Source organism: Siminovitchia sp. FSL W7-1587 (genome assembly GCF_037963795.1).
GTDB lineage: Bacteria > Bacillota > Bacilli > Bacillales > Bacillaceae_C > Siminovitchia > Siminovitchia thermophila.
This window is the reverse complement of the sequence record NZ_CP150169.1, coordinates 4,036,827-4,061,352: the sequence shown is the minus strand read 5'-3', so window position 1 is coordinate 4,061,352 and position 24,526 is coordinate 4,036,827. Positions and strand designations below refer to the sequence as shown.

The window sequence follows — 24,526 nt, the reverse complement described above, 5'->3', positions numbered from 1 at the left end:
CCTAACGTCCCCCTATTCTTTTCTTAACGGCTTGAACAGCCTCGCGAAAATAGAGTGATTCCTCTTCTAACTCTACACCATCAAATTGAATGGCTCCATTTTTCTTAAACACTCCGCGTCCTACCGCGGTTTCTCCTCCTACAGCAAGTAAGCCCTCCTGCAAGTCTTTCACGACCCACAGTAACATTCCGATAATGGCTTTTGATGAAAGCTCCTTTTCCCTACCTTCTCTCCACCGCAAAACCAGCTTGGTATGACCGCCCACAATCGGTTCAGATGAGTAAAGCGCTCCTTTAATGGTTCCGCCAGTGAATCGATCGATTGCATTGCGGGTAATAGGTAGTTTTCTGCTTTCTGTTATAACCGACTCTTCCACAAGGATACGCGATGCTTTTCCATCACCTTTTTTATCACTACTCGTACCAAATAATTCATCAACAATTTTTTCATGTTCATTACTTTCTGAAGGGAAGAACGACTTCAGTAACACGAGCAAGCGATGTCGTAAAGCTCCTGCCCAAGTGGTGCCCGGAATGACCGGCCATTCCCTCTCCATACCAGAATATAATTGCTTGTAATCTAAAAGTTGCTCTCCTACCCGATAGGAGCGGATCATGAACGTCTGATCAATCGCAAGCGGTATCGTTAAACAATGCTCTGCTGCTGCATCTGTTGCAGCTCGTGGAACTGGCAATTGACTTTTCTCTCGCTCCCACCTGCTTCCCTCGCTTAATTGATCCCAAGACCACTGAAGCCACTTTCGACTTTCCTCTGGATGGCGATGGTTGAAATGCTTGCATTCCACACGATCTACGGTTAATTTGCCAAAACCCCGATTGCTTTTGGCACCGATCGTTATCCTTCCATCGGCAAGCCCATCGATCATGCGATACAACCATTGTGCTTCTTTCTCTTTTTCTTTTTCCGTATCCGCTCGTACAATCCATTCCAACCTCATCGTATAAGAAGCTTCCCGATCAACCGCCTCCAGCTCGTATTTCGCCTGATCGATCGCTGTTTTATAGGAATCTAGCTTCACTCCATCACGTGTAACCAGTTTTGGAGCATGCAAAGTCATATCGTAGACGATGAGCCGGCTTTGCCAGATGCTGGTACCGAACAACTTTTTAAGCTCTCTATCTTCAAGATTCGGATATAACTGTTGCAATTGATGCAAAAAAGCACCGGCAAGCGAACTCCCAGGGACAAAGGGTTGTCCTTGCTGATCGCGTATCAGATCATGATCCGTCTTTTCATCCTGTCCTGAACCGATAAGTAACGGCGCAGCCAGTTTGCCATCAATTCGGATATATGTCCTTTCTACAATGGGATTAGCCATGTGCTTTCCTCACCTCCAATTTGCATGTATGAAAAAATGCTTCGATAAAAGATAACGATTGACCTTCGCAAGCATCAATCACTTTTTTAAATTTCTCTTTATTTTCCTGTTCCTCTAAAAACCGAATGGCTCTTTGCTTGGTCAGATGGAGATAAAGTTGATACAGCTTGGTTTGACCCATCTCCAACAGTTGAGATTCCTGCTTAATCAACTGTAATGCTTTATCTCTTCCTTCAATCGCCTGTTTCTTTTTCTCTCGTTCTTTGATTATTTTATTAGTTAACGCGACTACCTTTGCTAATTCAGCTGTCGTTGGATCAACTTGAGTTCGAGGTGAAGAGGGCGATTGCATCCACTCGACTTTCATCTTCTTTGTTTCTTGTAACGATGCCATCGGTATTGCTTTGAGCCGGCCACAGCCTTCTCCTGTACTCGCCCCCCATAAACGCGACTCTAATTCCTTGCCATTGACCGCACCGTCCATGACGGATACGATCAGTACCGTTCCCGCATCGAGAGCGGTTTGTTTCGGTTTTGGCATCCGCCATTTTCCGTTATATCCAGACAGAATCGTATGCTTAAGAAATTGTTTTTCTAATTTTAATTTCACCTGCAAGGTTTCTTGCACTTCCGATAGAAAAAGAGTCGGGTCTGGATCAGGACGACCCGCTTGATCAATTAACAACATGGGTGTTGTGAAACAAATAGCAAATGGCTTCGCTTTATCTATTAAGGGCTGTCCCTGCTCTATAAGCAAGGATGAGGCTTCGTTATCGGCTACCATTTCCATCGTTACGTTCCCGTACTCTGCCGTCCGTGAGCGGCCTAATCGCAACTTGCCGTTTCGTTTTTCGATACATGCCAGCAAAGCATCAATATCTTGCTTCTTTCCTCGCAAAGAACCAACAAAGGTTTGGCCTTGACGCAAAGCGGTATATTGGAAAAACTGCCCTCTTTTGCCGTATATCTTTTCGTCCTTTTCTTCTCCTGTAGGCTCTTCACCAAGCGGCCGTCCGATTCCGCGATTGTCTGGACGAGAGTAATGCATGCGCACTTCTTTTTCCGGTTCATGCAAAAGCAATGTATCGTCCTCTTGCAGAAGTGCCAATGCGCCAATGCTGCGTAAAACAATATCTTCCGCTTGTTTACTGTTTTTTTGCGGCTTTTCTTGTGAAAGGGCATAAGCCACATTTTTATTTTTCTCACGTTGCCAATGAGCAGGGCATGGGGCAAATCTTTTTCCGTTTATCTCCGGATACGCATAGCCAAATGCGACTCCGTCACGTAAAAAAATGCGTGAGAACGTTTCATCTTGATGCGCGTTCTCCCCTAGCTCGTGATCAGCTATGTACACCCCGGCAAAGGCTCCGAGTAGCGCGCTTCCCGGAATCCAATCAGCACAACTATGGTATAGTCCCTGACTTCCGGCAATCATCACCGGTTGATCTAACGTGATCCGAAACAATGCTTCTAGCTCATCATCGTCTTGGGTTGTTTTTGGCAAAGGTACGTTCCAAATAGATGGAGATGAATCCGCAGGACCGATTTGGCAAGCGACTTCTCCTAATCCTCTCGTACTTCCTAATCCGAGTCGTCGCAAACCTTGCACACACATTTCTAACAGCCGTTCACTTTCTTTGTTTGATGTATTTAGAACTATTTTACTTTTGAAGGTGAGCCCGCGATGAACGACCCTCATCGTGCGTAATGATTGTGATTTTGCCGTATTCGTTTCTATATCGATAGCTGTTCTCGCTCTTACCGTTGAAAACAACTGAAGCCATTCGTTCGGATGGATCGTTTTCTCCTTGCGTAACAGTTGGACAAAGGGAGCGTACTGTTCAATCTTGAGTTCCTTGTCACTTTCCTGCTCGATAGACGATAATTCTTCATGATCTTCCCTATAAAAAGACCAGGGAATTTTATAAAGGACGGCATCGAAAAACTGAATGGGACCCGATTCAGCTTGGCCTGCAGCACCAAAGAGCTTCTCCAGTTCGCTTTGTTCAACAAGCCCCCAGTCAACCAGTTCTTTGCCGACATGTTGAAGTGCACCTTTCAGCCGTTTAGCAGGTATAATCGGCAGTCCGTATTGATGGGCTATATCATTGTCAATCAACCCGGCCACACTGTCTCCATCGCCTGGACTCAAATCACTAAGCAATGTAATAATGAGTTCAAATTGTTTCATCGTGTTTTCTCCTCCAATTTAAAGAGGTCGCAGTCATAGCTTTCCAACAGTTCAAGTGCATCGAATAAAAGACCATCCACTTCATTAATCGTTTCTTGGGCTTCTTCACCTGGTTGAATTTCGTTCATAAAATAGGAAAGAAAATATCCTCGAGAAGCCGCTTCTTCTTTTACCAAGTGTACCGCTTCATCCGTTTGCAAATAAGCTTGATACAATCGCACAAGCCGGGAACGGGGCCATGCTCCTTGAAATTGCTCTGGCGTTTGCTTCATTTTTTGTATCACTTCGGCGAGTGCATCGATGGAGTTGATATCTTTGCGGTCACAATCAGCCTTCACCTGATACGGTCTTTGCTGCTTCCTGCTCAATCCTTGACTCAACTGTTCTTGCCTCGTTTGTACATAACTACCTCGCACAAGGTGGAAGTCGAGATAAGACCCTTGTTTGTTCTCATAATATTTTTTCTTCGCCGTTTGGCAACATTCTTCCGCGATCTCATAAGCAATTTGAAAAGGAAAATGACTGTGAACGAGTGCGATCCCTGCACAAGCCGATATCGGATATTCTGCTGAACCTTTTTCTAATCGACGTAAAAACGCTTGCGCCAGTGGAATTCCCCAATCAGCCCGACAAATGAACGTGACGTCATCTCCATCCAGGATGAGTGGCCTAATAGGGATTACGTCCTCATTTGATTTAAAAGATAACTCGTTTACGACAGAAGTAAATTCATCACGATAGCGCGATGTAATCTGCTTGGATAGTTTGCGGTGCTCCTCGATCTGTTCAGCCATCGACTTGTTTTTCAGATTATGTAATTCCTGACGCAGCCATTGCCCCATTCCATTGCCATCCATATGGACGACGGCTACATAACTGTCCTCCCCTTTTTTTCGCTTCATATGTTCCATCTCATAGGCCCAATCTAACGATTTATATCGATCGGGTAACGGAAAAAGCTTTTTTGGCGACTTCTTCAGTGCCTCTTTTCGTTTGAGCGCTTGTTCCGTCGAAACCTCTTCATGGTTGGCGTTTTTATCCATACTCGTTACCGGCCACCCGCCAAAACGTTCTTGCGTGAAAATGGGCAACGTTCCAAGCGGTTTGGAGCGGACGATTTCCGACTTTGTGCGATCTAGTTTTTCCATTAATCGTTTGAATAAATGGCCGTATGAATTCTCTCCAGAAGGAGAAAACGCAATCGCCTCTGTCACTAGCGTCAATGTATAACTTTCCTTGATCACTTCTAATGAAAACTGCTTATTCACTTCGTTGTACAATTTCCAATCTCGATAGACGACAAGTGCGTTGCCACCACCAATATAAATAATCTCGGCTAACCCATCCGGGTCATCGAACAGCCCAAAAGAAGCCTCTTCCCAATCTGTCATCACTTTTCCATTGCGTTTGGAAGCAACCTGTTCTAATACTTCTGGAAAATGCGTCCTCATCATCGAACCAACAATGTAGGACCCACCAATATTTTCCTTCAACCGATTGGAAGCAAAAATAAATTCCTGGATCCCACTAATATCATAAACGGCGAGTAAAAATTGCTCATTTTGTTTTGCCACTTTTTTTGCTCTCCTTATATTTTTTTATATGACCATTGAACATTTCAACATACGACTGATGGGGAAAGAACAACGGATTATTAATGAGCATCAGTAATTGATTTAACTGAAACGTTAAGGAAAGCGTGACGTTTTCATTTTTACGTCCTGGATCCATATACACTTTTAAATCTTGCAAAGTTCTTTTTGATTGTCTCTTTTTCAATTCAGTATTTTTTTCCATATCAATGCCCGATAAATCTTTTAACTTTTGCTCATCTTTTTCATAGCGTTTATGCTTATAATGATTTAAATCATAATACCAATAGAAAAGATCCTTTTTTTCATTCTTTATTTCTTTTACTAACTGCAACTCTTTAACATTGTCAACATTCTTATCATCGGCAACACTTAATACAATATCAAAATAATTAGTTAAATCCTCCGCACTATTACTCAATTTACATAAAATAAGAATGGGTCTCGTTGAGGTTTGAGCTTGAAGTCGCGGACTTTTATTTTCTTTAATCGCCTTTATGTACTCTTCATGCAATTTATCCAGGTTTGTGTCTATCAAACCCGGCGATTGAATCCTTGCAAATGCATTTAAAGCTGTTTTTAAGCCTGTTATTGTACTGACCCAATCTTTAATATTTTTACTATCCACACTTTTGCTTTTACACTGAATCGCCACCGCGACAGCTTCGATGGGAATAAATTTAATTGTTCCATAGTTGAAAATGTACGGAGTATATTGTTCGTCAAATACCGCTAAATCCACTTCCGCAGAGATGTTCCCATAGGAGTCAATAATGAATACTCCTTGTTCGATACAAAATTTGCGTGGAATAATTCGCTGGAATAAGGTAAGCCAAATATCTTCACGATTTGTGCCTGTCGTTAAATGATGGTTAGGTGTTTCAAGGCCAAGTTGTTTCACCAAAGAACTTTCGATACTTTCATAATTTTCAGCAAGACGATGGATTACTTTCTCTCGAGAAACTTTATTCGAGATATTGTCCTTTTTTTCATCTTTATGTTTTGTCATTTTTCTCACCTCATCTATTATTGATCATAGTCCACATAAAAACGTCCAAAGCCATGTGTTGTATTTTTACCAATATGTAATCGCTCCCCTGCCGCCAACAACGGAGTAAATGGGGTGATATTTCCTTCATAACGTGCCCACCCTTCAATGGCAGGCAAATAGAGGTGCCTCCCTTTTCTATTCATTGAATAGCGCTTAAACCTGTTTTCATACCATTCCTCATCAGCTATACTTATTTCTTTTGCGGCCGAGAGCATTTCATCCTCGTTCCACTCCAAACGACGGTCTGTATAAGCATGGGATAGCAGACTCATCCTGCGGCTAAGAGATTGAATAATATCGGCAAAAGACAGACGGTATTTTAAATGTTGTCCTTCTTTAATCCGAACAGGCGTCTCAAAGTGAACGACAGCAGTTCGTGCCAATCGTTCTTCACAAACTAATGGATATGGACGAAAATTGCGAAGCCACGTCTTACCTTGATGCCAGATTAATGTATTGCGGAGTGGATCACTAATCTTTAACAGCTTAAAAGGGATTCTGGCTATACCCCATCCTCGTTTTCCCATCTCTTGGAGGGCATCGACAATTAATCCGCCTTGCTCACTAGAACGACCTATCAATGTAATGTCAAACTGGCATATATCCGATTCATTCCAATCTACTTTTCCACGCGTTAATACATGGAGTACATATGGATTAACAGAACCTGCTTGATGCCCTGGTGTTGAAAAATGCTGTGCGTATGCACAATCACTCGAAATTTCACACATATGACATTTTACATGAGGTGTATGGCATACCAGATTACGAATGCAGTGGCCTAGCAATCCTCGTATAGTCGACCCTAGGTATGGAGGGAGCTTCCCTCTACCTGTAGCTGCAAAAGTTGCTCGCAGTGTCATTATTTTCATATGTCGAAACACAGAACAACCTTCCTTTTATGTCAAATAATGTATTTTACTATTCTATTGTATCACAATATTAGAAATAAAATAGTCAAATATAACTAGTTATTTTATCCTACATTCTATATAAGAAAAAAATCGCACTCATATAGAGTGCGACTATCGACTGGCCTTAAACCTTAATATAGCTGTTACATTTCAATCCACGCACTCATATAGAGTGCGACAAGAATTATTGGATGCATTATTAAACCATGACATATTTCAATCCACGCACTCATATAGAGTGCGACCTCCGGCAGATAGGGGGTTTATTCTTCATCTGAATATTTCAATCCACGCACTCATGTAGAGTGCGACTGGCGCACCTTGGGGAACGTGTTACACGGGTAGAAATTTCAATCCACGCACTCATGTAGAGTGCGACAGCGAAAATTTCCTAATAAAAGGGAAATCATTTCCTAAATCTAGTAGAATAACCTGTTTTTTGGGTATTTCGCCTATCTTCTTTTCAATTTTACCATATATTTTCGTATTATACTGGGGTTTTTTGGTGCGGGTCCCCTAGGGATTTTATGTTCGCTTGGGGTTCGCACCAAAGCTTACACCCTTCTTTATTTCGCTTATTTAATAAAAAATCATTTTCCAGTCCCTAAGAGTCCTAGTATTAAACGTTCAATCCTCTTTTTACGAAGTGAATTTCAATCAAGCGCTCATCCATCAAACCAGAGCCGTTCCTGAGGCATTCATCCACGCACGCACAAGGAGTGCGACCATCTTGATTTCTTAATGTTGATGTTGGTATTTCAGATTTCAATCCACGCACTTACATGAGTGCGACAATATGTCTGCTTTTGACCATGCTGATAAATCCATTATTTCAATCCACGCTCTCACATGGGTGCGACTTGAAGATATTAAAAAATTGGAAGATGGTTCAATCAATTTCAATCCACGCTCTCACATGGGTGCGACAAAATGATGGTGCAGATTCCATCTCAGTATGAGCATTTCAATCCACGCTCTCACATGGGTGCGACAGCGATTTCCTCCGCAAAATTAGAAACAATCCGATTTCCTTATAGTTAACAGACATACTTTCTCTTAGAATAGCTTGCTTTTCTTGTTTTGCCAATACATATTATGACCATTCTCTCAAGTTTTGGTGCAGGCTCCTTAGGCGGTTTATGTATGCTTGAGGTTCCACTAACTTTTCAGCACATTACATTTTCAATTTTTATTCCCTATCTTTACCTTCTAATTATTCCTCTATTGTAGAAAATTCTTTTTAAAAAAGGTAGTGGCATTACTTTGGTTTTTTACATATATAAAATATAAAAGCCATTATATACATATATCTGGCTCGTTTTTTTGAAATCATTTTAAACATTCTTGGTCATCACCTTTTTGAGTTTTCATGTCTAAATCCGGCAAGCAATAAGCATCTCTCTTCCCTTTCATTGATTAGACAAACGGTCATTTGGCTTTTTTATTTATCTTTTATTCTTAAACATTCGCCGTCTAGGGCGAATTAACAATCTTTTCCAATACTGCACTCTCTACTTGCGGCTCCAGTCATACTCTTTTTTCTTCCTAAAATAATAGTCTTCTATATGAATACCTCAGTGGACAGAATGTCTTCGTATATCAAATTTCTATCGCTTCATTAGTTCGAACACGGTGTTTGAAGCGTTTGATACCATCCATATCCATCATACCTCTTCCTCCCATCTCCTGACTTTATTTACTTGTGTTCCCTTGGCAGTATGGACTTTGGATTGTTTAGCACCCTCATCCAAGAACAGCTAAGCCTTATATATGAAGTTTGTCCGCCGAACTTCCTCCAAATTTTCGATCACCCCGGACATCACCTAACCATCACTGTTACCTTCATAACTCGGGACTTGAACCCTAAGATGGCGCAAATCTGGCATACTAAAACAACAATCCGTTAACCCGATAACGAATCGCTTTACGAAGGGACATGTTGCCCGGAAATACTGCTCTGTGCAGCCTGTCTGAATAATGACGCCTTCATATTATTGGGTTTTTAGTCGACATTCCATTTTTTTAACGATGTTGCGTATGAAATGTTAGAAAAAATTGTTGACAACTCCATAGAGTATACTTTATATTTAAATTGTCAAAATCGAATAGATTTCCTAAAGGGGAGTAGCTTTTATAACAAAGTCGTCATTACAGAGTACACACTCTCGGCTTTGTTGGCAACATAACGTTGTTAGCAAGACCTTTACCAGCTGGTAAAGGTCTTTATTTGTAAAAAAACCTTTGCCGAAAATCGGTAAAGGTTTTTTCTTTTTCACTTAAACTTAAGGAAGGATTATGTGACATGTAAATGAAAGAAAAGCCCTCCATAAAAAGAATGGCACATACACTGATAAAAATATATCGATATTAACTTTAGGGGTGTTCAAATGATACTAAGGAAATACATGTCTTTGTTGGGAATTGGATCTGCGCGGATTAATCTTGTTCTTCCTAAGGATACTTTTAAGCCGGGTGAAGATATGAAAGGAGAGTACCATATCAAAGGTGGTGTGATCGACCAAAAAATCAAACGAATCGACTGCGAATTAATCAAATTGAAACAAGACAAAAAAATAGAGCAAACGTTTGATGCGCCAACTATTTTGACATCAAAACTTATACAATCAGAACAATCATATAAAATACCCTTTACGTTTAGGCTGGCATCAACGCTTCCGGCATCGACAGATGAAATCTCTTACCGTTTTCATGTAAAACTTACTTTCAGTGAAGGCGTAGAAAGCAAGGACCAGGTTGCCATTCGCGTTATCTAGTTGATTAATAAGAACATTATATAACAGCCGCATCTTAGGTACAGAAGAGCTTTCATTGTTCTAGTGGGCTCATTCCCTTCATGTTAGGGTGAACAACAATTGTTCCCTGCGCCCCGTACCTAAGAAGCGGTTTAGAGAAACGAAATCACATTCACAACACGCTTTTTGGCCTTTCCCCATTTAAAGGCTACACCGCTGTCATGACAGCTGATTTAGTTGCTATTTTCTTTTTGGGCAATGAGTGCTTGTATGTCTTCTACTGACATCTTTTGAATTGGTTTACCCGATTTTACAATTTCCTTGAGTCCTCCCGCTTTACTAAAGCAACCAGGACAAATCCATTTCTTGTCGGCGATTCTGAATCGATTTAAACCGACCTTCCGATCACATATGGCACAAATTGCCTTTAAACTAAAAAAGCCCATGATGAGGTCACTCCTCTAAATTGTTTTTAATAGCCTATCAGACTTTTTATATTTTGCACTTCACGCTCTCTTAATGGCCTCTCATTCCCATATCCGATTCGCTTCTCGTATCCAAGTTGACATGCTTTCGGCTTTGACGTTATTTAGACCATCTAAGTTTTTATTTTTCAACCACCCATTATAAATATTTCCGATCGTCACTTCAACTGACGTTACTTTCAGAATAAACTGTTATGATTCATAAAAGTTCTACTTCCTATTCATCATACATCTTCAAATTTGCTTGCATTCATTACGAAAATTTATGAGATCTTTATTTTTACGATATATCCTTTCTATATAACCTTGAAAGGAGTACATCATGAAAAAAATGTATAAAGTGTTCAAAATAGTGTCTGTTACATTTATTTCTATCATTTTACTAGTCTCATTATCGGTTTTTATTTACCATAAGATTCAGCTACACAAGGAATCGGCGATCATTTCAAATAATGGGACATTCGTAAAGTTTCATAACAAAAAGATGAATGTATATCATGAGGGAAATGGAGATAATACTTATGTATTTATGCCTGGCTCTGGTATCGCAGCTCCTGTCTATGAAATGAAGGGACTATATAGCAAGTTTTCCAAAGACAATCGAATCGCTGTTGTTGAAAGAGCCGGTTATGGATACAGTGATGTTTTTCATGATGAGCGGGACATCGATACGATCCTTCATCAAACGAGAAAAGCACTCAGTAAAAGCGGGAATAAACCTCCCTATATATTAGTGCCACATTCACTATCAGGGTTGGAAGCTGTATACTGGGCTCAAAAGTACCCGGATGAAGTAAAAGCGATCATTGCCCTTGATATTGGGCTGCCTAAAGAATATGCAAACAACCCATTGAGATTTACCGATGTTTTGACGATAAAGGGCATGAATTTGTTAACGAAAATGGGTTTTTATCGCCTTGCTCCTTCAGCTGCGTATGATCCTGAAGTGATAAGGCAATCTTTTTTAACTGAACAGGAAAAAGAAAATTTCAAGGCCCTATCGTATAAACAAATGTTTAATGATAATATGGAACAAGAAATTTTGCAGAGTCCCACGAATGGAAAAAAATCAGTTAAACTGCCAATGCCGAAAGAAACTCCCATCTTATTTCTGTCTGCATATACGGAAGACAATAAACACTCCAAATACACAAAGCGAAAAAATAAAAACTATAAGGAATTTGCGGAGCAGCTTCTTATTTCAGATGTGAAAAAAATAAAAGGAAAACATTCTATCCATTTATACGCTCCTGATGAAATATACAATCTTTCGATAGATTTTATTCGTGAGAAAGTGGAGAAAAATAATGATGAAAGGTCTTTGGAATGAACGGATATCATATTTTGCTCGTTGAAGACGATTCAATGATTGGCGATTTATTACAAAAAATGTTGGTGCGTGAAGGCTACCAAGTCACATGGGAAAAAGATGGTGAAAACGTACTCGATATCATTCATCAAATAGACTTGGTCATTATGGACATCATGCTGCCGGGTGAAGACGGCTACCAAGTGACAAAGAAAATAAAAAATGCGGGGTTAAATATTCCTATTATTTTCCTATCCGCCCGTAATGACATAGATAGTAAACTTCAAGGTCTGACAATTGGCGAGGATTATATGATCAAACCTTTTGATCCTAGGGAGCTATTACTCAGAATGAAGAAAATGCTTGAAAATCAATACGGCACTTTTACACAAATTAAACATGTATTTATTGATGCTGAACATAAAAAGGTATTCCATCGTAGCTTGCATCAAGAAGTGGCATTTACGGCAATTGAGCGAAAGATATTTTTCTATTTATATGAAAACAGGGATAGAACTTTAACGAAAGAGCACTTCTTTGATTATTTATGGCAACTTGAAGACAGAAACCCCAATATCGTGAATGTACACATCAAAAAAATCAGAGAAAAGATCCATGATCATACGGGCGAGATCATTCAAAATATCTATGGAGAAGGGTATCGGCTCAATACCCATATGAAGAAATGACATTAAAGACCAAATATCGGCTATTGTTATTTTCAGCGATCATCAGCGTGCCCGTCATACTATTATTGATTAGTGTCTTGATGACCATCATTTATGATACTGTCTTTAAAACAGCCAATCAGGGCATTCCCTTTCATGCATCTTTTGCCTATCCAACGATGCTGGTCATATTTTTCGCATCACTGTTTATTCTTGCGCTGCTATTTTCAAAATCAATTAACTCCCTGTTGGATAAAATAAACTTATTAAATAAAACGATTCGAAACTTAGCTGGTGATGAAAACATTCCAAATAAATTACACGTAAGCAACAATGATGAAGTAGGTGAACTTACCAAGGCCGTCAATTTATTAATTGAAAGAACCACCTATCGGGAACTAGAACTAAAACAGCAAGAGGAAATCAAAAACGAGGTATTAAATAAATTAAGGCATGATATTAATACACCGTTGACAGCTATTCGGTTACAATTATTTAATTTGGAAAATCAGATTGACGATCGGGCACCGATCGATTCATTATATCGGCAAATCCAATATATTGCTGATTTAACGAATGAATTTAACATAAAAACCATTGATACAATCGGGCATTCTCATATTGTAAATGATGAAGTGAATATAAATGATTTATTAGAAACCATCATTAAAAAATGGAATTATTTATATCATATCAATGGTATTGAATTGATTTACAATCCACAGCATCAAGATTTGATTTGGATTAGCAACGAATTGTGGCTTCAAAGATTATTCGATAACATTTTCCAAAATACATTAACACATGCCAACGCTAAAAAAATGATCATAACCATTGAGAACAACTTGATTACGCTGAGCGATGACGGCATTGGTTTCGATGTTCATCGCAAAACGCCGGGCTTGGGATTAACAATCATTGAAGAAATAACGAGGGTTCTTAAAATCGGATATACAATACACTCTGATGAAAACGGCACTTCGTTTCGTTTTACAAAAAGCGAATAATGGAAAAGTTGCACGTCACAATCCCAAAGAAAAACGAAGATTTAGCTGCTGTGTTGCATGAAGCAACATGAAAGAGGGTTTATCAAATAAAGTGTGTAAGAAGACTGTATTTGACCCTTCCCTCTTTCATTTTTTGTCCAAATTACTTTTTTGAGAGGGGTCTCATCCAATTTTGTCATTTCCTTTACTCCTAGAGGGCAAACGCTTGTCCCAGCATTTCCACCTTTAAGCTGATCTGCTTTTCAAACGAGAACAGTTTACAAACTGTTTTTAAAAGCCGTTCAGACTTTTTTCAAACTGGCTCTTTTCTCAAAACTTCTTCTCATCCCGCATTTACAAATGAAACTTTTTTCATTTTTCAGTCTTTAAAAACGCCTTCTATTTTGATCTTGATCACGCCACTTCAACAGATAGACCCCCCGTTTAAACGACCTAACAAAATCTTTCCAGCCAATCATCAGGGTTATCTGCGAAAATATTTTTCCTTTGCTTCCTCTGTCAATTCCATTAACTCGCCATCAACAAGTAAATACGTTACATCACATAGTTCTTCTATATCTTCATAATGATGGCTCGTCATTAAAATCGTACATTGTTTTTCTTTTAATTTCTTCACAATTTCTTTTGTGTCATGATACGTTTTATAATCTAACGCATTAAACGGCTCATCCAAGATGATAATGTCTTGATCTTCCATGATTGCCTGGGCAATGCCCAATTTTTGCTTCATCCCCAGTGAATAGTCTTTCACCTTTGTTTGATTGTCTGGTTGCAAACCGACCAATTCCATTGTTTGGCGTATTTGTTTATCATCTATTTTTCCATTTATATCTGCTAAAAATTGCAGATTTTGTAGACCCGTATACAGATCAATAAAACCAGGCGAGTTGATAAAGACGCCGACTCGTTCTGGAAAATCAATGTCCGTTCCCAACTTCTTATTGCGGATAAACACTTCCCCTTGATCGGGGGCAATAAAGCCACAAATCACTTTAAATAGAACTGATTTCCCACTGCCGTTTGCCCCAACAATTCCGACCGTTTGTCCTTTTTCCACAGTGAGATCTACGTTTGTTAAAACCTGATGTTGCTGAAAAGACTTTGATACATTTCGCACATTTATTTCAACTGTCATATTGATATCTCCTCGCTTATTGAAATATTTTCTTGTAGCTGACTGTCCTCACATATATCCAGATGATAAGCTGTGAAATAAGAAGAATGCTCATCCGCATAACAAACGAAAGGCCGCCCATTTCCTCACTTCTCGCTATACTGGACATCCCCGCCGGAACATACACAAACCAAATACTGAGAAGATTCACTATCATAACTCCTAAAAAGGCCCAAGTTATATTGCGTCTCAACGTATAAAGTAAAATCATCCATAAAAATTGTGCAAAAAGATCAAGGAATTTCAATATAGCTGTATTCAGTGCCAGCACAATCGCTTGTCCTCTAAATTCAAAAACAATTCCCACAATGCCGCCAATCATAATGAATCCAAGCACATAGATCGCAATGAAAGCCATACCGGCGCCGCTCACCGCATATAACCAAGATACTTTTTTCTTTAATCGGATCGTAATCGCAAGATTTCGGTCCCGTTTCTCTTCCTCCAAAAAAACGGCCAATACATAAAGCGGCGTACTGTTCATAATGATCATTTCTAAAAAGGAAAATAAATGAAATTCGCTGCTTCCATGTCCATAAAATAACGCCGTAACATAATCTCGATAGGTTGCTTCTTCTAAGGTAGTTGCTTTCCACAAAGAAATAGTGAGGATAATTCCCACACATGCCCATATATTTTTCGCGGTAAAGAGCTGCCTTCTATAAAAGCGGCCCATTCCCGATCGACGCCACTTCCAATTCCATTCAGGATCATATTGCCAGTAATGTTTCACGACCACATAAACAGTTGCATAAATCATCACCATGCTTACGATGGTAACGATGAGCTTTCCTTGATAAGAGAAATTGTGATGAAAAATAATATAACTGTCTATGAATATAAACGGAATTTGTGCAGCTCCCGGAATCTTTATCCCAAATGTCATACAAATATACAGGCCAATCATCATGGCCAATGTCGCCTTTTCTCCGAAAAAATGATGGAAGGCCAGCATGGCAATGGAAACAGTCGCCAAACCCACAACCATGAACAAAGCCACCACTACAATTGCCATCACTGGGTTAGGAAAATAATGGCCCAATAAACGAGCTACCTCAAGTTCAACCAAAAAATCAGCAGGGAATTGATTCGACCTTTTTAAGCCCATGCCCACTAGAAGAAAAATGATCACCTGTAAACCAACAAAACCAAAAGCAGTCATAAAAATAGCCGCGGCTCTTGCAAAAAAGCTTTTCCAAAAATAGCGCGTCCGAATAAGGACAAACGCTGGAAGACTTTCAAGACTTTGATAAAAAAACAATAAATACATCGGGACCATCAAATAGGTGAGATAATAATGCTCTGTCAGCATATGTAGCACGTATAGTTCATAAGAAACCGACGTATTTTGCCTCTCCCCGATACTAAATAGCAAGCAGCCTGCCAATAGAAACAACAGTTTTCCCGTGAAAAATTGTTTAAGATACAAGTTAATAATCGCTTTCATGACTCACCTTAAAACGGATATATTGCTTGTTTTTTTATTTTTTTAAAATAATAATAAATCCCGGCTGTCACAACGATCGCAATGGTCGGCCCTACGAGTATCGAAAACGGGCTGAGTTCTGCAAAATCAAGTGTCCTCGGTTCAAACGCTGTGACGAGCCTAAATTGCGGCATTTGTAAAATGGAAAGCAAATAGTTTTCCAAAATATAATAAATGAATGGACCAGATAAGATGATAAAAATATTACGGCTAAACAAAGATAGGACAAAACCCATGGTTGCCATAAGGCTTCCCAACAAGCCACGCCAAACACTAAACAGACATCCATATAAAAGTGGTTTCTCTGTAAATAACTCGGCCATAAAATGGGTTTTCTGCACTTGAGATATCAGTTTGCCAGAGTCAGGGTCAATCGCCGTTAAAACCGGGGTAATCTCCGGTTTGATATACAGAGCTACGATGACGCCAATGATCATCGTAAGGAAAATCAACATAAATCCGTTGCCGGCGATAATCAACCATTTTGCGAATAGATAATTCCGTTTTGATACGCGAGGCAAAGTATACATGACAAACGAATTTTTCCGTTCATAGTAAAACAACCAGCATGTCGGCAGTACAACAAGTAAAGGAAATATAAACGAGAAATACTCATTCGCAAGCTCCCAAGCTTCAATGTCATATTCTAATATGTGATATTTGTATAATGTGCACGTTAATATGATCATTAAAACAATGCTGACGGTATGGGTGATCAAAATGGGCTTTTTTAACTTTTTCCATTCGAGTAAAAGTAACTTTTTCATGTCTTGATCTCCTCTCTTTTTTCACTATAACGCTGAGTTCATGGCAAAACAATACGTTGGAAACGAAAGAAGGGTTTAGCGGAATCAATACTTTTCATTCCTCTAAACCCTTCTTTTATGAAAACTCTCTTGACAAAACATTATGGCAGCAATACGCCAATAGTCACATAGTTATGCCCATGCATTTCTTCGTTTTTCGTTATGATTTTACCGCTATGCTGTTCCGTTAACTGCTTCAATGCGTACAAACCATAACCTCTATGCCTCCGTTTATCTCCTTTTGTCGAATACCCCCGTTCGAACATCTTTATAAATTCTCGATTCGTCATATAATCACCGGGATTCGATACACTTAATTCCAGCATTTCTCCGCTTTGTTTCAAGGTGACCTTGATCTCCTCCAAGGGAAGAGTCGCTTCAATGGCATTATCAAGCAGGATCCCAAGAGCCTCAATCCAGTCATATTCATTTGATTGGAACCCGCGAAAGTCCGTCTTGATCTCCGTGACAATTTTGATCTTCTTCCACTCCGCCAGCTTCATTTTAGAATAAAGGAAGCCAGCCATGACCTTATCATCAATGCTTAACAATTGCTGGATCGCCAGCTTTGGCAAGGCGTATTCCGTATATTCCCTCACCTTTTCCCTTATGAATTTCACATCATTTTCTGTCTCTACAATACCGGAAATGGCGAGTAGCTTATTATTAAATTCATGTTGCTTTGCCCTCATTTCGGTAACAAGATCATCAATCACAGGCAAATACTGTTCAATAACGGTTAAGCGATTTTCTTGAACGAGATTCTTTCTCTGTTCATTCAGAATCCATAGATTCAGGCTAATAATCAATAAAAGAGCGACGAATACGAACGAAACATTCTCTAAGACCAGAGCCTGATTAAAATTAGTGAATGCGAGAATAAAAATCAGAACAACGAATGAGTTGAACATCATGAACTTTGTATAGAAGTTTCGCCCCCGGAAAACTTTTAGTAACTTATTAATAGGCGAGATGATTAGAACACTGACAATGAGAAGCGAAATGATGCGGTCAAGCAATGAATGCTGTAAAAATAACCCGACCATCACCACGCTCATTAACCGTACAATAATCCATATCACAAACGAAAGAACAGTCATAAAAATGGCTTCGATACTACCTGTTTTGAACAATGAACTATTCAAAATCAGCACAGTTAAAAAGAGCAAAATGAGCATTTCCCAGGAGTTCACTGGCAGGAGATCATAGTTTTCAAAAGCCACTTCTACAATAGTGGCCGGCTCGGAAACAATAAAAGTAAACTGGCTGATACAGCAAAAAAGTAAAAACCAGAACAGCCATAAAAGGCTTTGCTTATTCCAATGAATCCCGCCAACAGCCACTAAACCGCAAATCACATACATCGTCACCGCATCCAAAGAAGCTTGCATGAAAACTTGAAAGTATTCAATCATGTCTGTAAGTGCTCCAGGAATTTTTTTCCAATGGGAATCTCCCTGTTAAATTCGGTCAATAGAAGATTGTTTTTCACTTTATCAATCTTGTAAATATAATGTTTATTGACAATAAAACTTTTATGGCACTGAATAAAATCGTCATCACCAATCATTTCCTTTAACCGTTTTAAGGAAAAACCGGATATGACTTCAATTCGTTCCGTCCCATCCGGCGCTACGATGTGGATCTCGATCTTCTTCCCAAACGATTCTAAGTACATCATTTTTTTCAAGCTAAGCTCCAGAATAAATCCCCTTTGTTCAATTCGAATCGTTTTAGGCGGCTCTGATAAATGCTTCCTATAGGCAATAGCTTCGATCAGAACCTGTTTTATTTCCTGTTTTGTAAAAGGTTTAATAAGAAAGTGATAACATTTTAATTCTCGATAGGCCATAAGCTCTTCTCCTGCAAGAGCGGTGGCAAAAATCATCGGTGTATACGAATAAACTTCGATTTCCCGAAGTTGTTTCGCCAATTGTGTTCCTTTATAATCAGTCAATTGGATATCTATGACAAATAAGTCTATGACATTTTCTGCTGCTATTTGCAGCGCCTTGTTGGAACTCTCTGACGTATATACATGTAAAGGCTCTTCCAACTCTTCAATAGCCGCTCTAAATAACTGTTGTATATGAACATCATCTTCAACGAGCAATAAATTCACATTGAAGCTCCTTTCTTCCCTGCCAAAATGAAACCCTTTCTCCTATTATAAATATTTTAATGAAAATAGCTGTATCTATTTTTTGTAAAGGAAAAACCCCATTAGAGAGAGACGCCAATATCTATTTTAAAAATTGTTGAAGAAGACAAGGTGCTCTTTTTATGATTTCTTCCATCATTCAATGATTCAAACTGTTTTAAAGTGAGGATAACATAAAAAGTCGATTTGATCAGGAAGTTCAGGATCGTCCATAATACCCATTTGTCATTCTATGAAAAAAGAGGATATATGCTCTTAAAGTGAACATAGTATCCTCCGACTCACAGTACATGATTTTCATTTATTTTGCCTTTTTTAACAATATAATATCCGCCTTCGCTTCTACCAGCTCTTCTGTCAAATAAGTCATTTTAGCATCGACTTTGCTCATTTTTTCACTTACATTCTTTTCAACCGAATCTAGTCTTGTTCCTACTGAGTCTAATCTGTTTTCCATCGAATCCCAACGTCTTCCAGCTACATCTAATAATGCTCTTTCTTCTATAGCCTCTTATATCTTCGAAAATTCAAGTATTGCTTGTAAAATAGCGTTTTGCTACACCTTACCTTCTCTCCTTTTACCGGCCCTTTTGTCATCATCATTATTCATATTGTTAAATTTGCTCCCCGTACCTTCAGCAAATATTTTTGTTCACAAGTGGTTGACCTGACTACGCTTCCATTGAATAATACATGACATCAAAAATCATATAGAGTGCGACAACTAGACCGCCTGGCTTCGCTTGTATTGCGCGATAATTCAATCCACGCACTCATATAGAGTGCGACATTACAAGAGCAAATGCACGAGCTGTTTTATAATCATTTCAATCCACGCACTCATATAGAGTGCGACAGCGAATATCTCCTAATAAATGGAAAATACCCCTCCGGAATCTAGTAGAATAACCTGTTTTTGGGGGTATTTCGCCTATCTTCTTTTCAATTTTACCATATATTTTCGTATTATACTGGGTTTTTTTGGTGCGGGTCCCCTGGAGATTTTATGTTCGCTTGGGGTCCGCACCAAGTCTACGTTTTATTTTATACGAACTGACGTTTCTCTTTTTAGATAAGAATTATTCAAGTTCTTCCATTAAAATTTCCTTTCCTTAATCAATTCGATCCTACCTAGCATTTGTCACTCCAATATTTATATAATAAAGGGTTGAAGAAAATATCGGAAATAAGCACTAAGCCGCTCAACACCAAAAAATAACAGCAATCCTAATGACACCATGCAAACTGATAACTTGCCCATATCAATCCAGTTACAATAACTAATAAAACAAGATGACCAATAACGTTACTAAAAATGGCTTGTCTTGAAATGCAATTGAGTTAGTTCATTTATCGAAAACATGTTCCCACTTCCAAATATAAATTCACCCATAAATACGATTGATTTATACAAATAGTCTCACCCGAATACATACAGTTTTACATTCCCCTTCCTATTTTTAAAAAAATCATTTGCAATAAAGCGAACTTCAAGCGGAGGATTGGGTCACAGAATGTGGTCAGTCAGACGTAACATTCTTACTTCTGCGAATCTCCACTGATGAAGAGCAAAACAAAGGCTAAGAGCGAAAGCGTCCTGTTGGCAAACTCAAGTAGCGACGACCTCGAAAAAGCTTACGCTTTTTCTAAGCGTAATATCGATTGTCGACCTGAACAAATCGGAGTTTTACTGGCAGTTGCCCCACTCTTTTTAACGAGGGAGCGTGCTGTAGTTGATGCGGGATAAATCTAAAAAGACTGGATTGGCTAGGAATCCAGTCAGAGGCAGGAAGTATTTTAGATTAAAAAATAATCAATTTTCTCTATATCCAATCGTTCTCTTTGAGAAAGTTTTATAGAGATTTAAATTTTTTATTCAAAATTCATTTGTATTCCTGTTTGTATTGCCGAGTTTATAAACAAATGGATATCAGCGGCAATCCCGAAAGAGGGATTGTTTATTCCCATTTCGTCGTGGTCGTTGGAGAATAGTGCTCCATTTTTTCTAATAAGTCGTTTATATCAGAATCAATAATAATCAAATCATTATATTTTGGATTCATAAATCCCTCATCAATAATATGGTTTAACATGGAAATTAATGGGTCGAAAAATCCATTTATATTTAATAAGCCACATGGTTTTTGGTGATAACCAAGTTGTGCCCAAGTAAACACCTCAAACCATTCCTCTAATGTTCCTGCGCCTCCAGGAAGAGCAATAAATCCATTGGCTAGCTCCGCCATTTTTGCTTTGCGCTCATGCATCGTTTCTACCACATAAAGTTGAGTTAAATGATTATGGGCTATTTCTACATCTATGAGCTTCTTCGGTATGACACCAATGACTTCTCCCCCATGATGAAGGGCTGAATCCGCTAATGCCCCCATACAACCGACCTGAGCGCCGCCATACACTAACGTTCTATTACTAGAGGCCAACTTTTCACCAAACTTTTTTGCGTAATCCACATACATGCTATTCTTCCCTGTACTTGAACCGCAAAACACTGCTAAACTATTCAATTTCATGACACATCACCTTTACTGTTTTGATGCTTTTGGACAATTTTTCCTTATGTAGTAAAAAAATTTCTTCAATATCTATATCGTATTTATTAGCAATAACAACGGCGTTTCCCAATACATCGCCCAATTCTTCTGTTAAATTTTTCTTATGTTCCTCATACGGATAATCGGCTTCATCCGGCCTGTCTCTGCCTATTTCCAGTGCTCTAATAGCCCTCGCTACTTCCCCGTTTCTTCTGATAAAAAACCAATCCGCACAAAGATATCTAGATCAGACCAGCCTCTTTGTTGATAATAATCCCGTATCCATTTTTGGAAGTCTCTCGCATTCAACTTCAGGCTCTCCATTTCAACCTATAGTTAAGCCTTATTTAGCATAACACAATATATAGATACTTAGAAGAATATTTCTTTCATAATAGTTAGTTAGATAACCCTCCCCTTGTTTGCTTCGGCTGGAAAAAGGAGAAGATTCTTATTTCATTTTCCTTCCTTCGAAAAAGATTGATAGGAAATGGTCAACTAAAAATTGTTCCTTACATTAGTACACACCCGACGTTACAATGAACGATCTGATCTGAAAGAGATGATCTTCATCATAGCTTAACGTTTTTTTAACAAAAAAATATAGACACGAAAATAATTTTATATTATTATGTCACCCTTGGCTTGATTAGAAGCAAAGGAGGTTTGGATCATGAAGCGTATTACCGCATCCAGACATATCGTTTTAATCATCTTTATGATTTCAACCTTTGCCATCGGGATGACCGAATACGTCGTAACCGGTTTGCTTACCCAATTTTCTTCCGATTTACATGTATCTGTCTCTACCACCGGATTGTTATTAAGTGTTTACGCTATCGGTGTAGCCATCTTTGGCCCATTATTACGGATCGTGACGATCAAACTTGCTCCAAAGCCACTGCTGATTGGACTCATGGCCATATTTATATGCAGCAACGTGATGGCGGCAACGGCAGCCAATTTTGAAGTGTTATTACTATCCCGGTTATTTTCGGCGGCTATGCATGCTCCATTTTTTGGGCTATGTATGTCAATTGCTTATAACATTTCACCTCCGGAAAAAGGAACAAGTGCGATTGCCGCGGTGCAAGGAGGTTTGACAATAGCAATTATGCTAGGTGTGCCTTTTGGTTCTTACCTAGGCGGAATTTTAGATTGGCGCTACGTATTTTGGTTCATTGTCTTCCTCGGGGTGCTGGCATTCATTGGCTTAATCGCATATACACCTGATCTCAAACCAGGAACGCCCCCTAATGTAAAGACCGAGCTGCGTATTTTTAAAAATAAACATGTCCTCCTTGTCTTGGCCATTATCATATGTGGATATTCCGGCGCTTTTACTGCCTATACATTTATCGAACCGATGTTGCGTGAATATGCGGGATTTGGCATTACCGGCATTACAACTGCCTTTTTCTGCTTCGGTCTCGGTGCAGTGATTGGGAATTTTATGTCCGGTGGAATTCGCACCGGCTTGTTAACGAAAAGATTGGCTTTCTCATTAGCCATCTTAGCCCTGACACTCGCCGCATTTACATTTGTGATCCGTATAACTCCATTGGCATTGGTCATGAGCTTTTTGTTTGGGGCCGGAACATTTGGAACAGCAACCATTCTCAACTCAAAGATTATTATTGGCGGCAAAGAAGCCCCCTCTCTATCAGGTACAATCGCTGCATCAGCCTTTAATTTGGCCAATAGCATAGGCGCTACATTGGGAACGTTCCTACTGCATGGCGAGGTAAGCTACATGTGGATTACGATCATCGCGGCTTGCATGCTGGTAGTTGGTATGACGCTAACCGTCATGACAAAAAAAGTTGAAGATTTATCCAATTCATGACACAACATAACCGGGATTAGGCGAACATAGATCATGCAGACATTAACACATGATGGGCGTTATTAGTCCGCGCCCCCACTGATAGAAATCAGAACAAAGGCCAAGATCGAAAGCGCCCTGTCGACAAGCTCAAACAGCGACATCATCGAAAAAGCTTTCCTTTTGGTCGTTGACAATGTTGTCGAAGCTTTCCTTGTCCTGCCGCGTCGCTGGCGCTCGTACGCCTATCCGTCACCACGCCTTTGTGATTCATCCTTGAAGAACATGCGATTGTCCTGCCAAAGTTTTTACTTTTCATGTCTACCCGAATCAATCGGGCTTCTATTGCCAGTTGTTTTCCGGGATAAGCCTTTCTAATTTACGATCACTTTAAGCGGGAGTCCTACTACCGTTTCATGCGGGGTAAAAGAAGGAGTATGTGAATCTCCTCCTTTTGAGCCCTGTACCTTCCAATTTTCAAATGGCTGCTTTTCGCTCATCTCCGCTGGACAAGCAAGATACCAACGTTCTGATAAACGTTTTCTTAATAATCCTCATTGGACGGCACGATCTTGGCAAATTTCTTCATATAATATAGCGTTTTTACGTATTATGAGCTATTTTACAAAATTGAAATTTTATAGCTTTACGTCAGTGTTGATAATGGGTTTTTTGAAAATAATAAATCCATAGAAACTCATTTCACTTCGTGCAATTTTGCAAAAAACAGCGAAACAATCTCACTAAGCGCTCTCCTTCAATTGGAATTCGGGGTTGAAATTGTTAATGCCGTGAAAATGAAGCTTTGAATACCGCTCGCACTTTGTATGAGGACTGGATGGTAATACAGTAGTTCAAAAAAGGATTGAACTGATTCTGGGACTTTAATGAAGAACGGGACATAATTTTAATTAAAAAGAGAAACGTCAGCTCATAAAAAATTGAACGTAAACAACTTTGGTGCGGACCCCAAGTGAACATAAAATCTCCAGGGGACCCGCACCAAAAAAACCCAGTATAATACGAAAATATATGGTAAAATTGAAAAGAAGATAGGCGAAACACCCAAAAAATAGTTTATTCTACTAGATTCAGGAAATGATTTCCCTTTTATTAGGAGATTTTCGCTGTCGCACTCCATGTGAGTGCGTGGATTGAAATTTATCCAGCAGACCGGATGTATCAGGCATATCTTGTCGCACTCCATGTGAGT

Annotated in this window: 18 protein-coding genes, 1 pseudogene and 3 CRISPR repeat arrays (1 of these 22 running past the window's edge); of the genes and pseudogenes, 5 read left to right on the top strand and 14 right to left on the bottom strand. The window is 39.2% G+C overall.

Annotation, left to right across the window (positions count from 1 at the left end):
• Nucleotide 1: 1 nt before the first annotated feature.
• Genes NST31_RS19045 through cas6 form a run of 5 tightly spaced genes read right to left on the bottom strand, consistent with a single transcriptional unit; the run spans nt 2 to nt 6,904 of the window.
• Entirely contained in the window at nt 2-1,339 is a 1,338-nt protein-coding gene (locus NST31_RS19045) for an RAMP superfamily CRISPR-associated protein (protein ID WP_339162661.1), read from the bottom strand.
• A complete protein-coding gene (locus NST31_RS19040) occupies nt 1,332-3,530 on the bottom strand; it encodes an RAMP superfamily CRISPR-associated protein (RefSeq protein WP_339162659.1) in 2,199 nt (732 codons plus the stop codon). Before NST31_RS19040 ends, NST31_RS19045 begins: the two co-directional genes overlap by 8 nt.
• Nucleotides 3,527-5,104: a hypothetical protein gene (locus NST31_RS19035; RefSeq protein ID WP_339162657.1), complete on the bottom strand. Its 1,578-nt coding sequence runs from the start codon at nt 5,102-5,104 to the stop codon at nt 3,527-3,529. Before NST31_RS19035 ends, NST31_RS19040 begins: the two co-directional genes overlap by 4 nt.
• Entirely contained in the window at nt 5,088-6,131 is a 1,044-nt protein-coding gene (locus tag NST31_RS19030; RefSeq protein WP_339162655.1) for a DUF6602 domain-containing protein, read from the bottom strand. The genes NST31_RS19035 and NST31_RS19030 overlap by 17 nt, the downstream gene beginning before the upstream one ends.
• A 17-nt stretch (nt 6,132-6,148) precedes the next feature.
• Complete coding sequence (cas6, locus tag NST31_RS19025) at nt 6,149-6,904, bottom strand: CRISPR system precrRNA processing endoribonuclease RAMP protein Cas6 (protein WP_339162654.1); 756 nt, start codon at nt 6,902-6,904, stop codon at nt 6,149-6,151.
• Between the two features lie 263 nt (nt 6,905-7,167).
• A CRISPR array of direct repeats spans nt 7,168-7,466; the repeat unit is 20 nt; unit sequence ATTTCAATCCACGCACTCAT.
• A 316-nt stretch (nt 7,467-7,782) separates the two neighbouring features.
• Nucleotides 7,783-8,080: direct repeats of the CRISPR family, unit length 31 nt; unit sequence ATTTCAATCCACGCTCTCACATGGGTGCGAC.
• 1,394 nt (nt 8,081-9,474) lie between these two features.
• Here cas6 and NST31_RS19020 point away from each other — a divergent pair.
• The gene (locus tag NST31_RS19020) at nt 9,475-9,861 is read left to right on the top strand and encodes a sporulation protein (RefSeq protein ID WP_339162652.1); all 387 of its coding nucleotides are present in this window, start codon (nt 9,475-9,477) and stop codon (nt 9,859-9,861) included.
• 212 nt (nt 9,862-10,073) lie between these two features.
• On the opposite strand, the gene NST31_RS19015 is transcribed toward NST31_RS19020, so the two are convergent.
• Nucleotides 10,074-10,286, bottom strand: a complete 213-nt coding sequence (locus tag NST31_RS19015) for a DUF4428 domain-containing protein (RefSeq protein ID WP_339162650.1) — start codon at nt 10,284-10,286, stop codon at nt 10,074-10,076.
• A 361-nt stretch (nt 10,287-10,647) separates the two neighbouring features.
• On the opposite strand from NST31_RS19015, the gene NST31_RS19010 reads away from it, so the two are divergent.
• Genes NST31_RS19010 through NST31_RS19000 form a run of 3 tightly spaced genes read left to right on the top strand, consistent with a single transcriptional unit; the run spans nt 10,648 to nt 13,309 of the window.
• Nucleotides 10,648-11,655 (top strand): alpha/beta hydrolase, encoded by a 1,008-nt coding sequence (locus NST31_RS19010; RefSeq protein ID WP_339162648.1) that lies wholly within the window; start codon nt 10,648-10,650, stop codon nt 11,653-11,655.
• On the top strand, nt 11,652-12,323 hold the full coding sequence (locus NST31_RS19005; RefSeq protein ID WP_339162646.1) for a response regulator transcription factor: 672 nt from the start codon (nt 11,652-11,654) through the stop codon (nt 12,321-12,323). The genes NST31_RS19010 and NST31_RS19005 overlap by 4 nt, the downstream gene beginning before the upstream one ends.
• A complete protein-coding gene (locus NST31_RS19000) occupies nt 12,320-13,309 on the top strand; it encodes a HAMP domain-containing sensor histidine kinase (RefSeq protein WP_339162644.1) in 990 nt (329 codons plus the stop codon). The genes NST31_RS19005 and NST31_RS19000 overlap by 4 nt, the downstream gene beginning before the upstream one ends.
• A gap of 463 nt (nt 13,310-13,772) precedes the next feature.
• Here NST31_RS19000 and NST31_RS18995 read toward each other — a convergent pair whose 3' ends face one another.
• The 8 genes and pseudogenes from NST31_RS18995 to NST31_RS18960 all read right to left on the bottom strand — a co-directional run bounded on the left by NST31_RS18995 (nt 13,773) and on the right by NST31_RS18960 (nt 21,797).
• On the bottom strand, nt 13,773-14,444 hold the full coding sequence (locus tag NST31_RS18995) for an ABC transporter ATP-binding protein (protein WP_339162642.1): 672 nt from the start codon (nt 14,442-14,444) through the stop codon (nt 13,773-13,775).
• A 16-nt stretch (nt 14,445-14,460) separates the two neighbouring features.
• The gene (locus tag NST31_RS18990) at nt 14,461-15,930 is read right to left on the bottom strand and encodes a hypothetical protein (RefSeq protein WP_339162640.1); all 1,470 of its coding nucleotides are present in this window, start codon (nt 15,928-15,930) and stop codon (nt 14,461-14,463) included.
• A gap of 8 nt (nt 15,931-15,938) precedes the next feature.
• Nucleotides 15,939-16,736 carry an ABC transporter permease gene (locus tag NST31_RS18985; protein ID WP_339162638.1) on the bottom strand — a complete coding sequence of 266 codons (798 nt, stop codon included), beginning with the start codon at nt 16,734-16,736 and terminating at the stop codon, nt 15,939-15,941.
• A gap of 140 nt (nt 16,737-16,876) precedes the next feature.
• Nucleotides 16,877-18,190: an ATP-binding protein gene (locus tag NST31_RS18980; protein ID WP_339162636.1), complete on the bottom strand. Its 1,314-nt coding sequence runs from the start codon at nt 18,188-18,190 to the stop codon at nt 16,877-16,879.
• A complete protein-coding gene (locus tag NST31_RS18975) occupies nt 18,187-18,897 on the bottom strand; it encodes a LytTR family DNA-binding domain-containing protein (protein WP_339162634.1) in 711 nt (236 codons plus the stop codon). Before NST31_RS18975 ends, NST31_RS18980 begins: the two co-directional genes overlap by 4 nt.
• 340 nt (nt 18,898-19,237) lie before the next feature.
• Nucleotides 19,238-19,393, bottom strand: a complete 156-nt coding sequence (locus tag NST31_RS18970; RefSeq protein WP_339162632.1) for a hypothetical protein — start codon at nt 19,391-19,393, stop codon at nt 19,238-19,240.
• Nucleotides 19,394-20,894: 1,501 nt separating this feature from the next.
• On the bottom strand, nt 20,895-21,461 hold the full coding sequence (locus NST31_RS18965) for a TIGR00730 family Rossman fold protein (RefSeq protein ID WP_139345765.1): 567 nt from the start codon (nt 21,459-21,461) through the stop codon (nt 20,895-20,897).
• Nucleotides 21,454-21,797, bottom strand: a pseudogene (locus NST31_RS18960) (MazG-like family protein). The gene NST31_RS18965 and the pseudogene NST31_RS18960 overlap by 8 nt, the downstream one beginning before the upstream one ends.
• Before the next feature lie 364 nt (nt 21,798-22,161).
• Between NST31_RS18960 and NST31_RS18955 the strand changes: the two are divergent.
• Entirely contained in the window at nt 22,162-23,334 is a 1,173-nt protein-coding gene (locus tag NST31_RS18955; protein WP_077114258.1) for an MFS transporter, read from the top strand.
• A gap of 1,105 nt (nt 23,335-24,439) precedes the next feature.
• A CRISPR array of direct repeats spans nt 24,440-24,526; the repeat unit is 19 nt; unit sequence TGAGTGCGTGGATTGAAAT (it continues 414 nt past the right edge of the window).

What these genes read in the sequence shown, in the direction of transcription:
- NST31_RS18985 (WP_339162638.1), bottom strand. Translation starts at nt 16,736, where the DNA reads ATGAAAAAGTTACTTTTACTCGAATGGAAAAAGTTAAAAAAGCCCATT.
- NST31_RS19015 (WP_339162650.1), bottom strand. Translation starts at nt 10,286, where the DNA reads ATGGGCTTTTTTAGTTTAAAGGCAATTTGTGCCATATGTGATCGGAAG.
- cas6 (WP_339162654.1), bottom strand. Translation starts at nt 6,904, where the DNA reads ATGTGTGAAATTTCGAGTGATTGTGCATACGCACAGCATTTTTCAACA.
- NST31_RS19000 (WP_339162644.1), top strand. Translation starts at nt 12,320, where the DNA reads ATGACATTAAAGACCAAATATCGGCTATTGTTATTTTCAGCGATCATC.
- NST31_RS18995 (WP_339162642.1), bottom strand. Translation starts at nt 14,444, where the DNA reads ATGACAGTTGAAATAAATGTGCGAAATGTATCAAAGTCTTTTCAGCAA.
- NST31_RS19030 (WP_339162655.1), bottom strand. Translation starts at nt 6,131, where the DNA reads ATGACAAAACATAAAGATGAAAAAAAGGACAATATCTCGAATAAAGTT.
- NST31_RS19010 (WP_339162648.1), top strand. Translation starts at nt 10,648, where the DNA reads ATGAAAAAAATGTATAAAGTGTTCAAAATAGTGTCTGTTACATTTATT.
- NST31_RS18980 (WP_339162636.1), bottom strand. Translation starts at nt 18,190, where the DNA reads ATGATTGAATACTTTCAAGTTTTCATGCAAGCTTCTTTGGATGCGGTG.
- NST31_RS19045 (WP_339162661.1), bottom strand. Translation starts at nt 1,339, where the DNA reads ATGGCTAATCCCATTGTAGAAAGGACATATATCCGAATTGATGGCAAA.
- NST31_RS19005 (WP_339162646.1), top strand. Translation starts at nt 11,652, where the DNA reads ATGAACGGATATCATATTTTGCTCGTTGAAGACGATTCAATGATTGGC.
- NST31_RS18955 (WP_077114258.1), top strand. Translation starts at nt 22,162, where the DNA reads ATGAAGCGTATTACCGCATCCAGACATATCGTTTTAATCATCTTTATG.
- NST31_RS18970 (WP_339162632.1), bottom strand. Translation starts at nt 19,393, where the DNA reads ATGGAAAACAGATTAGACTCAGTAGGAACAAGACTAGATTCGGTTGAA.
- NST31_RS19040 (WP_339162659.1), bottom strand. Translation starts at nt 3,530, where the DNA reads ATGAAACAATTTGAACTCATTATTACATTGCTTAGTGATTTGAGTCCA.
- NST31_RS19020 (WP_339162652.1), top strand. Translation starts at nt 9,475, where the DNA reads ATGATACTAAGGAAATACATGTCTTTGTTGGGAATTGGATCTGCGCGG.
- NST31_RS18990 (WP_339162640.1), bottom strand. Translation starts at nt 15,930, where the DNA reads ATGAAAGCGATTATTAACTTGTATCTTAAACAATTTTTCACGGGAAAA.